This is a genomic window from Nocardioides rotundus, from assembly GCF_019931675.1.
GTDB lineage: Bacteria > Actinomycetota > Actinomycetes > Propionibacteriales > Nocardioidaceae > Nocardioides > Nocardioides rotundus.
The window spans coordinates 3,450,156-3,464,766 of the sequence record NZ_CP082922.1 but is presented as its reverse complement, the minus strand read 5'-3'; the positions used below and the strand labels follow the sequence as shown (position 1 = coordinate 3,464,766).

11 protein-coding genes are annotated in these 14,611 nt (G+C 72.7%); 4 read left to right on the top strand and 7 right to left on the bottom strand.

Translation table 11 applies throughout. The features are described from left to right. Positions 1-14 precede the first annotated feature (14 nt). Genes K8W59_RS17060 through K8W59_RS17050 form a run of 3 tightly spaced genes read right to left on the bottom strand, consistent with a single transcriptional unit; the run spans position 15 to position 3,976 of the window. Entirely contained in the window at positions 15-332 is a 318-nt protein-coding gene (locus K8W59_RS17060; RefSeq protein WP_223396152.1) for a hypothetical protein, read from the bottom strand. A 51-nt stretch (positions 333-383) separates the two neighbouring features. Continuing rightward, on the bottom strand, positions 384-2,717 hold the full coding sequence (locus K8W59_RS17055) for a DEAD/DEAH box helicase (RefSeq protein ID WP_223396151.1): 2,334 nt from the start codon (positions 2,715-2,717) through the stop codon (positions 384-386). Beyond that, on the bottom strand, positions 2,714-3,976 hold the full coding sequence (locus tag K8W59_RS17050) for an MFS transporter (RefSeq protein ID WP_223396150.1): 1,263 nt from the start codon (positions 3,974-3,976) through the stop codon (positions 2,714-2,716). Before K8W59_RS17050 ends, K8W59_RS17055 begins: the two co-directional genes overlap by 4 nt. Positions 3,977-4,080: 104 nt before the next feature. Between K8W59_RS17050 and K8W59_RS17045 the strand changes: the two genes are divergently transcribed. From K8W59_RS17045 to K8W59_RS17035, 3 genes are all read left to right on the top strand, one after another. Continuing rightward, a complete protein-coding gene (locus K8W59_RS17045; protein ID WP_223396149.1) occupies positions 4,081-4,410 on the top strand; it encodes an STAS domain-containing protein in 330 nt (109 codons plus the stop codon). Between the two features lie 141 nt (positions 4,411-4,551). Beyond that, the gene (locus K8W59_RS17040) at positions 4,552-6,852 is read left to right on the top strand and encodes a sodium-translocating pyrophosphatase (RefSeq protein WP_223396148.1); all 2,301 of its coding nucleotides are present in this window, start codon (positions 4,552-4,554) and stop codon (positions 6,850-6,852) included. Positions 6,853-6,890: 38 nt separating this feature from the next. Next, positions 6,891-8,393, top strand: a complete 1,503-nt coding sequence (locus K8W59_RS17035) for a DUF7059 domain-containing protein (RefSeq protein ID WP_223396147.1) — start codon at positions 6,891-6,893, stop codon at positions 8,391-8,393. On the opposite strand, the gene K8W59_RS17030 is transcribed toward K8W59_RS17035, so the two are convergent. Genes K8W59_RS17030 through K8W59_RS17020 form a run of 3 tightly spaced genes read right to left on the bottom strand, consistent with a single transcriptional unit; the run spans position 8,362 to position 9,871 of the window. Then, positions 8,362-8,754: a type II toxin-antitoxin system VapC family toxin gene (locus K8W59_RS17030; protein WP_223396146.1), complete on the bottom strand. Its 393-nt coding sequence runs from the start codon at positions 8,752-8,754 to the stop codon at positions 8,362-8,364. The genes K8W59_RS17035 and K8W59_RS17030 overlap by 32 nt on opposite strands. After that, positions 8,751-8,999 carry a type II toxin-antitoxin system VapB family antitoxin gene (locus K8W59_RS17025; RefSeq protein WP_223399890.1) on the bottom strand — a complete coding sequence of 83 codons (249 nt, stop codon included), beginning with the start codon at positions 8,997-8,999 and terminating at the stop codon, positions 8,751-8,753. The genes K8W59_RS17030 and K8W59_RS17025 overlap by 4 nt, the downstream gene beginning before the upstream one ends. 41 nt (positions 9,000-9,040) lie before the next feature. Next, a complete protein-coding gene (locus tag K8W59_RS17020; RefSeq protein WP_223396145.1) occupies positions 9,041-9,871 on the bottom strand; it encodes a hypothetical protein in 831 nt (276 codons plus the stop codon). A 156-nt stretch (positions 9,872-10,027) separates the two neighbouring features. On the opposite strand from K8W59_RS17020, the gene topA reads away from it, so the two are divergent. Continuing rightward, the gene (gene topA / locus K8W59_RS17015; protein WP_223396144.1) at positions 10,028-12,754 is read left to right on the top strand and encodes a type I DNA topoisomerase; all 2,727 of its coding nucleotides are present in this window, start codon (positions 10,028-10,030) and stop codon (positions 12,752-12,754) included. Between the two features lie 212 nt (positions 12,755-12,966). Here the strand turns inward: topA and K8W59_RS20320 are convergent, their stop codons facing one another. Continuing rightward, the gene (locus tag K8W59_RS20320; protein ID WP_317846284.1) at positions 12,967-14,457 is read right to left on the bottom strand and encodes a lytic transglycosylase domain-containing protein; all 1,491 of its coding nucleotides are present in this window, start codon (positions 14,455-14,457) and stop codon (positions 12,967-12,969) included. Positions 14,458-14,611: the final 154 nt, after the last annotated feature.

Sequence of the window (14,611 nt, the reverse complement as noted above, 5' to 3'; positions counted from 1 at the left end):
CCGGGGGCGGCGGGTCAGGCCGGCGGCTGGGTGCCCGTGGTGCCGGGCTGGTCGTGCCGACGCTCGGCCTCCTCGCGCTCGAGGACGTCGTTGCGGCGGTTCGCGTCGCGCAGCTCCTTGCGCCGGGCGAGCCCGCGCTTGGTGCCCCACTTCAGGATGCTGTAGCCGAAGATCAGCAGCGCGCCGGAGACGACGCCGAAGAGGAAGAGCGTCACCGGGGTGATGTCGATGCCGAGCAGCTGCAGCGAGGTCCCGTCCACGTCGGTGACGAAGACGCCGGCGAGGATTCCCAGGACACCCAGGACGATGAAGACAAGGCCGAGAGCAACCATGGGGGGAGGATAACCCCGACACCGGGCGACCGGCGTCGCCGGAGGGCTCGGTCAGCCGGCGTGTCGGAGGAGCACGTCGAGGAGGGCGAGCGCCTGCTCCTTGTCGAGCGGGTTGTTCTGGTTGCCGCACTTGGGCGACTGGACGCACGAGGGGCAGCCCTCGGCGCAGCCGCACGAGGCGATGGTGTCCCGGGTCGCGGAGAGCCAGGAGTACGCCGAGTGGAAGCCGCGCTCGGCGAAGCCCGCGCCGCCGGGGTGGCCGTCGTAGACGAACACGGTGAGCTGTCCGGTGTCCGGGTGCAGGGCCGTCGACACTCCGCCGATGTCCCACCGGTCGCAGGTCGCCACCAGGGGCAGCAGCCCGATCGAGCAGTGCTCGGCGGCGTGCGCGGCACCCGGGCGGTCCCGGGCGGGCAGCTTCTCCAGCAGATGCTCGGGGACGGTCCACCACACGGCGGTCGTGCTTAACGTCCGGGCGGGGAGGTCGAGGGGCTCCTCGGAGATCACCTCGCCCGAGGGCTGGCGGCGCTTGAGGAACGACACCACCTGATGGGTGACCTCGACGGTGCCGAGCGAGAGCCGGCAGTCGCCCCACCTCTCGTGGTCGGTCTCGCGGACGATGCCGATCTCGGTGGTCTCGCGGGCGGTCGTGGACCAGGGCACGTCGGTGCGGGCGATGGTGGCGACGTGCTCCTCGAGATCGAGCTCGTGCACCAGCCAGGCCTCGCCCTGGTGGATGTAGACGGCGCCGGTGTGCGCCTCGGCGTGGGCGCGGGCACAGTCGACCAGCCCGACGACGCGGCCGGTGTCCGCCTCGACCAGCTGGACGGTCGCGCCGCTGCCGGAGCGGATGTCGGCGAGGTCGCTGGCCCGGCGCGCGTCGGTCCAGAACCAGCCGTGCGGCCGGCGCCGCAGCAGGCCGGCGGCGGTGAGCGCGTCGACGGCCTCCCGGGCCCGGTCGCCGAAGAGCGGCAGGTCGGCCTCGGTCAGCGGGACCTCCTGCGCGGCCGCACACAGGTGCGGCCCCAGGACGTGCGGGTTGTCCGGGTCGAACACCGACGCCTCGACCGGCCGGCCCAGCAGCGCGTCGGGATGGTGGACCAGGTAGGTGTCCAGCGGGTCGTCCCGGGCGACCAGCACCCCGAGCGCGTCCTGGGCGCCACGGCCGGCCCGGCCCAGCTGCTGCCAGAGCGCCGCCCGGGTGCCGGGGAACCCGGCCATCACCACCGCGTCCAGGCCGCTGACGTCGATGCCGAGCTCGAGCGCGTTCGTGGCGGCCAGGCCGGTGAGCGCACCGGAGCGGAGCCGCTGCTCCAGGGCCCGCCGCTCCTCGGGGAGGTAGCCGCCGCGGTAGGCCGCCACCTGGCCGGTCAGCTCGGGCGAGACCTCCGCCAGCGCCGACGAGGCGGCCGTCGCGACCTGTTCGACGCCGCGCCGGGAACGGACGAAGACCAGGCTGCGCACGCCCTCCAGCACCAGGTCGGTGAGCAGGTCGGCGGCCTCGGCCGCGGCGCCGCGGCGCACGGGGGCGCCGTTCTCCCCGCGGAAGGAGGCGAACGGCGGCTCCCACAGGCCCAGGGTGACCCGCCCCCGCGGCGAGGTGTCGTCGGTGACCGGGTGCACGGGCAGCCCGGTCAGGCGCCGGGCGGCGACCTCCGGCTCGGCGACCGTGGCGGAGGCGAGGACGAAGGTCGGGGAGGCGCCGTACCTCGCGGCGACCCGGCGCAACCGCCGCAGCACCTGGGCGACGTGGGCGCCGAAGATGCCGCGGTAGTGGTGGCACTCGTCGACCACCACATAGGACAGCGCGCCCCAGAAGCGGGTCCACGCCTCGTGGCCGGGCAGCAGCGAGCGGTGCAGCATGTCGGGGTTGGTGAGGACGTACTCCCCGTGGTCGCGGGTCCACTGCCGCGCCTCCGGGGGAGTGTCGCCGTCGTGGGTCGCCACCCGCAGGTCGAGACCGAGGCCGCGCAGCGCCGCCTCCTGGTCGTGCGCGAGCGCCTTGGTCGGCGCGATGTAGAGCACCGTCGCGCCGCGCTGGCCCCGGGGGCCGCGCGCCGTCAGGGCGCGGGTCACCGCGGGCAGCTGGTAGGCCAGCGACTTGCCCGACGCGGTCCCGGTCGCCAGCACGACGTGCTCGCCCCGGTGCGCCCGCTCGGCGGCGTCGACCTGATGCGCCCACGGCTGCTCGATGCCGCGGGCGGCCAGGGCGCCGCGCAGGTCAGCGGGCACCCAGTCCGGCCAGGAGGAGTACGTCGGCAGCCGGGGCGGCAGCTCCTCGACGTGCGTGAGCCGCTCCGCCCGCCCGGGCGCGGCGGTCAGCCTGCCGAGCAGGTCGCGCTCGGAGCGCTGCTCGGCGTCCCCGAGCGTCGGTGCGGTGCTCACCCCTCGAGTGTGTCACCGGGCGCCGACACCGCCCGGCGTCCACCCGGCAGCCGGGTCAGCAACCAGGTCGCGACCAGCGCGAGCAGCAGGAGGGCGACGAGGTAGCCGACCACCCCTGGCCACGCCCCGTGCTGGTAGGCCACGCCGCCCGCCGTACCGCCCAGGCTGCTGCCGGCGTAGTAGCAGAACAGGTAGAGCGCCGACGCCTGCGCCGCGGCGGGCCCGGCCCGCTCGTTCAGCCAGCCGCTCGCCGCGGAGTGCGCACCGAAGAATCCCATCGTGTAGAGCACCAGCGCGACGAGGACGAGGGCGAGCGGCTCGGCGAGGGAGAGCAACGCGGAGGCCAGCGCGAGCAGCGCGGCCAGGGCCAGCACCCGCAGACGTCCGATCCGGTCCCCGAGTGCGCCGGCGACCGGGGAGCTCACGGTGCCGGCGAGGTAGGCGAGGAAGACCAGGCCGACCAGGCCGTGGGACAGGGAGTACGGCGGCTCCAGGAGCCGGTAGCCGAGGTAGTTGTACATCGTCACGAACGCCGCCATCAGCCAGAAGCTGACCGCGCAGGCGCGACGTACTCCCGGGTCCGTCAACAGCCGGGCGGCGCCGGCCAGTCGCTCCATGAGCGTCGCCCGCTCGGTCGACTCCTGGCGCGGCGTGGGAATGAGCAGGCGGAACCCGACGAGGGCGAGGAGGCAGGCGACTCCCACCACGGCCATCGCGGTCCGCCAGCCCGCGAGCTCCGCCGACCATCCGGCGAGCAGCCGACCGGACAGGCCGCCCGCGGTGTTCCCGGCGATCAGCAGGCCCATCGCATGCCCCAGCGATCGGCCCTCGACCTCCTGCGTGAGGTGGCCCATCGCCAGCGCGGGGACGCCGGCCATGGCCAGGCCCTGGAGGGCGCGGAGCGCCAGCAGCACCTCGAACGACGGGGCCAGCGGGGTGAGCAGGGCGATCGCCGCGGTCGCCGAGAGCGACACCGTCATGACGCGGCGGCGGCCCCACTGCTCGGCGATGGCGCTCACCGGGATGATGGCCAGGGCGAGGGTGCCGGTCGCCGCGGAGAGAGCCAGGCTCGAGGTTGCCGGCGAGACGTGGAAAGTGTGGGAGAACAGCGGCAGCAGCGCCTGCACCGAGTAGAGCACCATGAACGTCCCGGCTCCGGCGAGCCACAGGGCAGTGGTCAGGCGGCGGTACTCGCGGGTGCCGGCGGCATACCCGCGGACTGCGGGAGCCGGCCCCGGCCCGGGGATCGGGTCGCCCATGACCTCGACGCTAGACGGCGCGTCAGGAGCGCCGTACCCCACCCCGACGGATGGACCTGTGCCACCTTCCTGCGCGGGCACGAACGAAGTGGTTTCATACGGGGGTGGACCTGACCCTGACGACCCGGCAGCACGGGGACAGGACCGTCGTGACGATCGGCGGCGAGATCGACGTCTACACCGCGCCCCTGCTCCGCGACGCGATCTCCGACCTGGTCGCGCAGGGCTCCCACGACATCGTCATCGACCTGACCGGCGTCGGCTTCCTCGACTCCACCGGCCTCGGCGTCCTCGTCGGTGGCCTGAAGAAGGTACGCGCCCACGACGGCACGCTGGAGCTGGTCTGCGACCAGGAGCGGCTGCTCAAGATCTTCCGGATCACCGGGCTGGCCAAGGTGTTCGTCATCCACGAGAGCCTCGACGCGGTCTCCTGACCCGCCCTCGCCGGTACGGCGGCGCTCCGCGTCCGGGACACGCCGTGTCCTTCGTCACATGCGTCCTCCGCGGGGGTGCCGGGGTGCCGTAGCATCCGGCGCGTCAGATGCGACCTGCATCACACCTTCGGAGGAGACCACATGACCGGGATCGTCCCCGCTGTCGTGGAGCTCTCCGGCGCCAACCAGATCCTGGTCATCCTCGTCGCCGTCATCGCGCTCGCCGCGCTCGGCATGGCGGCGATGTTCCGGAACGAGGTCATGCGCGCCGGTGAGGGCACCGACAACATGAAGAACATCGCCCAGGCCGTGCAGGAGGGGGCGGACGCCTACCTCAAACGGCAGTTCCGCACCCTCGGGATCTTCGCGGCGGTGGCCTTCGTGGTGCTGCTGGCCCTGCCGGCCGACGACCTGGTGGTCCGGATCGGCCGCTCCATCGCGTTCCTCGTGGGCGCCGGCTTCTCCGCCGCGATCGGCTACCTCGGCATGAGCCTGGCCGTGCGGGCCAACCTGCGGGTCGCCGCGGCCGCCGAGCGCGAGGGCCGCAACCCCGCGATGACCATCGGGTTCCGCACCGGCGCCTTCGTCGGCATGGCCACGGTCGGCCTGGGCCTGCTGGGCGCCTCGCTGGTGGTGCTCATCTTCCGCGACAGCGCCGCGCAGGTGCTGGAGGGCTTCGGCTTCGGTGCGGCCCTGCTGGCGATGTTCATGCGGGTCGGCGGCGGCATCTTCACCAAGGCCGCCGACGTGGGCGCCGACCTGGTCGGCAAGGTCGAGAACAACATCCCCGAGGACGACCCGCGCAACGCCGCGACCATCGCCGACAACGTCGGCGACAACGTGGGCGACTGCGCCGGCATGGCCGCCGACCTGTTCGAGTCCTACGCCGTGACCCTGGTCGCCGCCCTGATCCTCGGCTCCCAGGCCTTCGGCGACAAGGGCCTGGTCTTCCCGCTGCTGATCCCCGCGATCGGCGCGCTGACGGCCGTGCTGGGCATCTACATCACCAAGCCCCGGACGGGCGAGAACGGGCTCACCACGATCAACCGGGCCTTCTACATCTCCGCCGCCGTCGGCGCGATCGGCTCGGTCATCGTCGCCTTCACGTTCCTGCCCGGCTCGTTCGCCGACTTCTCCAACGCCGCCCCCGACGTCATGGAGGCGGCCGGCGACCCCCGGGTCATCGCCTCGCTCGCCGTGGTCATCGGCATCGTGATGGCCGCGGCCATCCTGGCGCTCACCGGATACTTCACCGGCACCGAGTTCACCCCCGTCCGCGACGTCGGCAAGACCTCGCTGACCGGCGCGGCCACGGTGATCCTCTCCGGCCTCTCGGTCGGCTTCGAGTCGGCGGTCTACACCACCCTGGTGATCGGCGGCGCGGTCTTCGGTGCCTTCCTGCTCGGCGGCGCCACGCTGACCGTCTCGCTCTTCGCCGTCGCCCTGGCCGGCTGCGGCCTGCTGACCACGGTCGGCGTGATCGTCGCGATGGACACCTTCGGCCCGGTCTCCGACAACGCCCAGGGCATCGCGGAGATGTCCGGCGACGTCAGCGAGGACGGCGCGCAGATCCTCACCGAGCTGGACGCGGTCGGCAACACCACCAAGGCGATCACCAAGGGCATCGCGATCGCCACCGCGGTGCTCGCGGCGACGGCGCTCTTCGGCTCCTACTCCACCTCGGTGTTCGAGGCGCTGGCCGAGGCCAACCCGGCCGAGGGCGAGTTCCAGCTGACCGACTTCTTCGTCTTCAACCCGCAGGTGCTGGTCGGCGTGCTCCTCGGCGCCGCCGCGGTGTTCCTCTTCTCCGGGCTGGCGATCAACGCCGTCGGCCGGGCGGCGGGTGCCGTGGTCTTCGAGGTGCGCCGCCAGTTCCGCGAGATCCCCGGGATCATGGAGGGCACCGGCCGGCCGGAGTACGGCCGCGTCGTCGACATCGTCACCCGCGACTCGCTGCGCGAGCTCATCACCCCGGGCATCCTCGCGGTGATGGCGCCGGTGGCGGTCGGCTTCGGGCTCGGTGTCACCGCGCTCGCCGGCTTCCTCGCCGGGGCGATCGGCGCCGGCACCCTGATGGCGGTCTTCCTGGCCAACGCCGGCGGCGCCTGGGACAACGCGAAGAAGCTGGTCGAGGACGGCAACTTCGGCGGCAAGGGCTCCGAGGCGCACGCCGCCACGGTGATCGGCGACACCGTCGGCGACCCGTTCAAGGACACCGCCGGCCCGGCGATCAACCCGCTGATCAAGGTGATGAACCTGGTCTCGCTGCTCGTCGCGGGCGCGATCGTCTCGATGAGCGTCGGCGAGAACCAGAACGACGTCCTGCGCATCGCGATCGCCCTCGTGGCCACCGCGATCATCGTGGTCGCCGTCGTCGCCTCCAAGCGCCGCTCCGCGGTGATCGCGGACGACGACGACATCGAGGCGGCCCAGACCGCCTGATCGTTCCGGTGCTGGAGCCGGGTGGGAACATGGGGCTCGTGACCGTTGAGCTCTCCCTCCCTCACCGGCTCCGCGAGGCCCTGGTCGCGGCGGACTACACCCACGACGCGGTCGTGGACCTGATCGGTACGACGGCGCACGCGGCGCTGGGTCGCAACGAGACCGTGCCCGCGGCCCGACGTACCACCGGCGGGTCGCCCTTGGACACGCTGGTCCGGCTCTTCCTGCTGCAGCGACCGGTCGGCCGCGACGCCGCCGAGGCCGCGTTGCCGGGCCTGGTGGACCAGTTGGCCGCCGACGGGTTCCTCGCGGTCTCGGTGGACGAGGTGGTCGCGCGGCTCGACGTGCGCCCCTATGCCGAGGACGGCCGCGACCTCTGGGTCGTCTCCGACCTGACGCCCGGGATGGACGGCGCGCCGCAGCGGGTCACTTCCGACTACGTGCTCGGGATCTCCGGCGCCTCCACCAGTCTGGCCCAGCTGACCCTGCGCCGCCCCGCGGCCCGGGCGCTCGACCTGGGCACCGGGTGCGGCGTCCAGGCGTTGCACCTGGCCGGGCACACCGACCGGGTGGTCGCGACGGACGTCAACCCGCGCGCGCTGCGGATCGCGGCGTTCAACGCCGCGCTCAACGACGTCGAGGACCGGGTCGAGGTCCGCGACGGCTCGCTCTTCGACCCGGTGGCCGACGAGCGCTTCGATCTGATCGCGACGAACCCGCCGTTCGTGATCTCGCCGGGGACCGACGAGCTGCTGGTCTACCGCGACTCCGGGCTGCCGCGCGACAGCGTGGTCGAGCGGATCGTCCGGGAGATCCCGGCGCGTCTGGCTCCGGACGGCTGGGGGCAGGTGCTGGCGAACTGGATCATCGCCCGCGACCAGTCGTGGGACGAGCGGCTCGCCAGCTGGCTGAGCCCGGACTGCGACGCCCTCGTGGTGCAGCGCGAGGTGCTGGACCCGCCGGCCTATGTCGAGCTGTGGCTGCGCGACGCCGGTCTCACCGAGGACTACACCCGCCGCTACGACACCTGGCTGTCCTGGTTCGACCAGCAGGGGATCGAGGCGGTCGGCTTCGGCTGGGTCAACCTGCACCGCACCGAGGCGGCCGGCGGGGCCCGGCACACCCTGTTGGAATGGCCCTACGACGTGGAGCAGCCGATCGCCCCGGCTATCCAGGCGTGGGGCGGCGCCGCGGTGGCCGAGCGGGCGCTCGACGACGAGGCGCTGCTCGCCACGCACCTGTCCCTGCGGGGCGACGTACGCCAGGAGACCCACGGCCGGGCCGGCGAGGTCGACCCCGAGACCATCGTGCTGCGCCAGCAGCGGGGCTTCCGCCGGGCGCGTACGGCGGACACGGTCGTCGCCGGGTTCGCCGGCGCGGCCGACGGCGACCTCGCCGCGGGCGACCTGCTCGACGCGCTGGCCACGCTCCTGCAGCGTGAGCCCGGCGAGGTGCGGACGTCCTACCTTCCGGTGCTGCGGGAGCTGGTCGCCGAGGGCTTCCTCGAGCTCAGCGGCCCGGAGGCGTCCACGCCGGCGTGATGTCGGTGTGCCGGAGGTCCTCCCCTTTGAACAGCAGCGGCTCACCGGTTGCGGAGGCGAGCGCATAGGAGATGCAGTCCCCGAAGTTGAGGCGCGCCGGGGATCCGGTGCCCCTGCCGTACCGGATGAAGGCGTCCTGAGCGACCCGCAGGTGGTCGGCGTCGAAGGCGACGATCTCCAGGTCGAGCTGGCCGACCAGGTCAGCGACTCGGTGCGCCACGCGCCACAGCACCATGCTGCTCTCCAGGACGGTGGGCGCGGCGATCCGTCGCCGGTCGGCGGTGCGCAGCACACCGAGGAGCTGGGCGGCCTCCGGCTCGGCGTAGGCGATCGCCACCAGCGCCGAGGAGTCGACGATCACCGTGGGACGCCGCGTTCGTCGTAGAGATCGTCGTCGGTCATCGGGCGCGCCCCCGCGGCATCCATCTCGGCTCGGAGCTCGCGGCCCAGCGTCAAGATCCGCTCCACCCAGGCCTCGTCCCGCGTCTGCGCGGACCGGGCCAGCGCCTCGTCCACCGCCTGCCGGACGGCTTCGGTCATCGAGACCCCGCGGCGGCGCGCGAGCTCCTGCGCCGCCGCGTGGATGCGCTGGTCCTTGATGTTCATCGTCGCCACCGCGCCGATTCTACCCTCCACGGTAGAACCGCCTACGCCGCCGCGGCGGCGTCCCGGTCGGCGTAGGCGCGATCCCGCAGCCGCACCAGGCGCCGTCGCAGGGAGGGGGTGAGCAGCTCGGGTCGGCCATAGGGCTCGATCTCGGCGGCGAAGGTGAACCGGGGTGTCATGACGTGCGGCCAGGGGTCGATCAGGTGGCGCTTCAGCCGCTGCCCCGCGTTGGAGAGGTTGGAGATCTCCAGCGCCTCGGCGAGCGCCGACTGGGGGAGCCACCCACCCGCGCCGAACCAGCCGTTGGCCTTGCCGACGATCCAGGCCGCGCCCGCGACCAGCGGGGTGCCGCTGGGGAGCCGCGCCGGGGTCGACGCCTCCTGCCACAGGAGACGCAGGCAGCGGCGTACGGCAGCCATCTCCTCCTCCGGCGCCACGCTCTCCAGTCGCTCCAGCGGCACCCGGGTGGAGGAGACCAGGGTGCGGGTCGGCAGGTCGAGGGCCGAGAGATCCGGCGGCTCCTCGGGCGCCGGCTCCGCGGTCAGCTCGGCCAGGGCCGTGGCCCCGCCCGCGACGGCGCAGAGCCAGTCCAGGGTGCGCTGCCAGGCGGGCACCGGGGGAGCGGGCGGAGGCGGCGGGGTGTGCTCGGCGTCGTGGCGGTCGGCGTGCGGCTGCCAGCGGGTGCCGTCGACCGGCTCGGTCCAGGAGTCCACCAGCCGGCCGTCGACGTAGGCCGACAGGCGGAGCCGGTGGCGGCCGGAGAGCCGGTCCTCGTAGGTGTGGTCGACGTACCAGTCCTCGGGCTCGTCGTAGTGCAGCGTGGTGGGCTCGCGCCAGAGCCCCGGGGTGGCGGTTTGGGTGTCGTCGTACATGATGGCTCTCCAAAGGTGTCGGGTCCGTGCCATCGCAGGCTCCCAAATCCCACGGACCCGACGACCCCGTCATCCACAGGCAGTACGGTGACAGCCCTCGCCGCGTCACCTGTGGACAAAGGCGAACCATCCGCGAAGCAGGAGAAAGAAGCACCCGTGGCACACAAGCTCGTCATCGTCGAGTCCCCGGCCAAGGCCCGCACCATCGGCGGGTACCTGGGCAAGGACTACGTCGTCGAGTCCTCGATCGGCCACATCCGCGACCTGCCCAACAGCGCCGCGGACACCCCGGCGAAGATCAAGGACAAGCCGTGGGGCCGGCTGGCAGTCGACGTCGACAACGGCTTCGTGCCCTACTACGTCGTGCCGCGGGACAAGAAGTCGCACATCTCCAAGCTGAAGAAGCTGCTCAAGGACGCCGACGCCCTCTACCTCGCCACCGATGAGGACCGCGAGGGCGAGGCGATCGCCTGGCACCTGCTCGACGAGCTGAAGCCGCGCAAGGACCTGCCGGTGCACCGGATGGTCTTCCACGAGATCACCAAGGCGGCGATCCTGGACGCGGTCGAGCACCCGCGGCAGATCAACGACGACCTGGTCGAGGCACAGGAGGCGCGGCGCATCCTGGACCGGCTCTACGGCTACGAGGTCTCGCCCGTGCTGTGGAAGAAGGTCATGTCCGGCCTCTCCGCGGGGCGTGTGCAGTCGGTCGCGACCCGGCTGGTCGTGGACCGCGAGCGCGAGCGGATGGCCTTCACGGTCGCGTCCTACTGGGACCTCGAGGGCACCTTCGACGCCGGCGAGGGCATGGACCCGCGGATCTTCCCCGCGCGCCTGCACACCATCGACGACAAGCGGGTCGCCCGCGGATCGGACTTCGGCAACGACGGCCGGCTGGCCAAGAAGGACCGGGTCCACCTGGACCGGCGCGCCGCCGAGGAGCTGGTCGCGGCGCTCTCGGAGACGACGTACGACGTCCGCTCGGTCGAGTCCAAGCCCTACAGCCGGCGCCCCTACGCGCCGTTCCGGACCACCACCCTGCAGCAGGAGGCCTCCCGCAAGCTCGGCATGAGCTCGTCGGTGACCATGTCGGTGGCGCAGCGGCTGTACGAGAACGGCTACATCACCTACATGCGGACCGACTCGACCACGCTGTCGGGATCCGCGATCAACGCCGCGCGCAACCAGGTCCGCGAGCTCTACGGCAACGAGTACGTCCCCGACCAGCCGCGGGTCTACGCCTCGAAGGTGAAGAACGCCCAGGAGGCGCACGAGGCGATCCGCCCCGCGGGCGACAGCTTCCGTACGCCGGCACAGACGGGGCTGACCGGTGACCAGTTCCGGCTCTACGAGCTGATCTGGATGCGCACCGTCGCCTCCCAGATGAAGGACGCGGTCGGCAACAGCGTGACCGTCCGGCACGGGGGAGCGACCTCCGACGGCCGGGACGTGGTCTTCACCGCGAGCGGCCGGACCATCACCTTCCACGGCTTCCTCAAGGCCTACGTCGAGGACATCGACGACCCGAGCAAGCGCCGCGACGACGCCGAGACCCGGCTCCCCGCGCTGGAGGAGGGCGGCCGGGTGACGGCCGCCTCGGTGAGCGCGGGCGGGCACGAGACCAAGCCGCCGGCCCGCTACACCGAGGCCACGCTGATCAAGGAGCTCGAGGAGCGGGAGATCGGCCGGCCCTCGACGTACTCCTCGATCATGGGCACCATCCTCAACCGCGGCTATGTGTACAAGAAGGGCACCGCGCTGGTGCCGGCGTGGCTCGCGTTCTCGGTGATCCGGCTGCTGGAGGAGCACTTCCCGCGGCAGGTGTCCTATGAGTTCACCGCCCGGATGGAAGACGTGCTCGACGAGATCGCCGCCGGGCACAGCGACCGGCAGAGCGAGCTGGCGGAGTTCTACTTCGGTCAGGGCGACGTGGTGGGCCTCAAGACGCTGGTCGAGGAGCTCGGTGACATCGATGCCCGCGAGCTCGCGACCTTCCCCGTCGGCGACCCCGAGGTCGGCGCGGTGCTGCGGGTGGGCCGCTACGGGCCCTACCTCGAGGGCCCCGACGACGACGGGCCGCTGGCCGGCAAGCGCGCCAACGTGCCCGATGACCTGCCGCCCGACGAGCTGACCGCGACCAAGGTCCGCGAGCTGTTCGAGAACCCGGCCGGCGAGGAGACGCCGCTGGGCGAGCACCCCGACACCGGGCTGCGGGTCGTGGCGAAGAACGGCCGCTACGGCCCCTACGTCACCGAGCAGTTGCCCGAGGACGCGCCGAAGAGCGCCAAGCCGCGGACCGCGTCGCTGTTCAAGTCGATGTCGCTGGAGACGGTCACGCTGGCCGACGCGATCAAGCTGCTCTCGCTGCCGCGGGTGGTCGGCACCGACGCCGAGGGCGTGGAGATCACCGCCCAGAACGGGCGCTACGGCCCCTACCTGAAGAAGGGCACCGACTCCCGGTCGCTGCAGACCGAGGACCAGATCTTCTCCATCACCCAGGACGAGGCGCTGGCGATCTACGCCCAGCCCAAGCAGCGCGGCCGTGCCGCCGCGGCGCCGCCGCTGAAGGAGCTGGGCAACGACCCGGTCTCCGGTACGCCGGTCGTGGTCAAGGCCGGGCGCTTCGGGGAGTACGTCACCGACGGCGAGTACAACGCGACCCTGCGCAAGGACGACTCGGTGGAGTCGATCACCCTCGAGCGCGCCGCCGAGCTGCTCGCCGAGCGGCGGGCCAAGGGCCCGGCGAAGAAGTCGGCCAAGCGCGGGGCGAAGAAGACCGCGAAGAAGACGACGGCGAAGAAGTCGGGGACCAAGAAGGCCGCGGCGAAGAAGTCGCCGGCCAAGAAGACCGCGGCGAAGAAGACGACGACGAAGAAGCCCTGAGCCCTCGGCCCGCTTCGCGGCTGCCCGGCGGCGGCGCCGTACTCCCGCGGCCATTTCCCAGGTAGTCCAGGAACAGTGACGCTCTACCTGGTGAATTCAGCATGCAGAGTGACGCTGTGACCTGACTACCTGGGAAATGGGCCGCCGGGTCAGCAGCGGCGGAGTACGGCGCGCCGCGGTGACTCGGCGACCACGCGCACCTGCGCCGGGGCTCAGCCCTGCACGAAGCTCCACGGGTCGGCGAGCATCGGCTCCGGGTCCGCCTGGAAGGCCTCCGGGTCGATCGCGCAGACCGCCACCTCGTCGTCCGGGGTGGCCGGGTCGTCCACGATCCCGAGGTCCTGGCACTGCTGGTAGGCGACCGGGTCGGCCTCTGCGGCGGTGAACGGCGGCACCTCGGTGGGCTCCTCCGAGGGCGTCGCGGTGGGCTCCTCCGAGGGCGTCGCGGTGGGCTCCTCCGAGGGCGTCGGGGTGGTGGGCTCCTCCGAGGGCGTCGGCGTGGTGGGCTGCTCGGACGGCGTCGGGGTGGTGGGCTGCTCGGACGGCGTCGGGTCGCTGGTGCCGCCGGTCCCTGGGGTCGGGGTGATGGTCACCGACGGCGAGGTGCCGCCGCCGGGCTGCCAGCCCGCGGAGGGGGAGGGGCCGCCGGAGGCGGACGGGCGCGTGCCCTTCGGCCCGATGCTCGCGCCGGCGGCGAGCGCCTGGTCCGCGCCCTTCTTCTCGGAGCGGCCGTTCTTCCTCGCGCGGTCCTTGCGGTCCGAGCGGTCCTTGCGGGGCGCGTCCACGCCCAGGCCCGCGCGAATGGCGTCGGGGCCCATGGTGTTGATCGCGTAGCCGGCCGCGACCTGGCTGTCGGGCAGCGCCAGGGTGCCGCTGGCCTGGTAGCCGCGCATCAGCGAGAGCACGAGGCCGACGTACTCCTGGCTGCGGTTGTAGCGGAAGACGGCCTTGCGCAGCCCGTCGTCGGTGCTGAGGTCCTCGGTGCCGGAGCAGAGGTAGACCGCGGCGGCCAGCGCTGCGTCGTCGATGTCCTGCGGGTCGCGTACCCCGTCGCCGTCGGCGTCCACGCCGACCACCGACCAGGTGGAGGGGATGAACTGCATGGGCCCGACGGCGCGGTCCACGGTGGCGTCGCCGTCGTACTCCCCGCCGTCGGTGTCGGTGATCCGCCGGGTGTCGTTCTTGCCCGTCAGTCGCGGGCCGAGGATCGCCGGCGTGGCGACGCCGTCGGCGTTCAGGCTGCTGCCGCCGAAGCGGCCGTGGTTGGACTCGACATCGCCGATGGCGGCCAGCAACTGCCACTGCAGCCCGCACGAGGCGTCGGTGGAGACGATGATGGACTCGGCGCGCTGGTAGGCCGCGAGCGCCGAGCCGGGGATCTCGCTCGCGCTGCTCGCCGGGACCGCGCGAGCGAGGCCCGCGGCCTGGGCGCCGACCCGCAGCGGGCGGGAGAGGGAGGCGGGACCGTCGACCCGGGTGCTGGAGGAGCTGACCGACTCGTCCACCCGAGCCGGTGCCGGTGCGTCGCCCGCGCGGGCGGGCTGGGCGATCGGCGCGTCGGTCGGCGCCACGCTGACGAAACCGGCTGCTGCCCCCGCGAGCATCATCGTCGACACGGTCGGCAGCAGGACCCTGCGGCCCAGCGCCATCGGCCGACGGCCCTGACGCCCCCGGGTGGCGGCCTTGGTCGTCTTCCCCGTCATGTGTTGTGTCGTCCTCTGCGTCTTCCCCGTTGGCCGACCGCGTTCCCCGCGCGGTCGTTGAGGCTCCAGCCTACGGTCCGGATCGGCCCTCCGCAGCGTCTTGGGGGTAACGAATTCCCGTCCTCTGCATGGATGACCGAAGTCCTGTGACTGG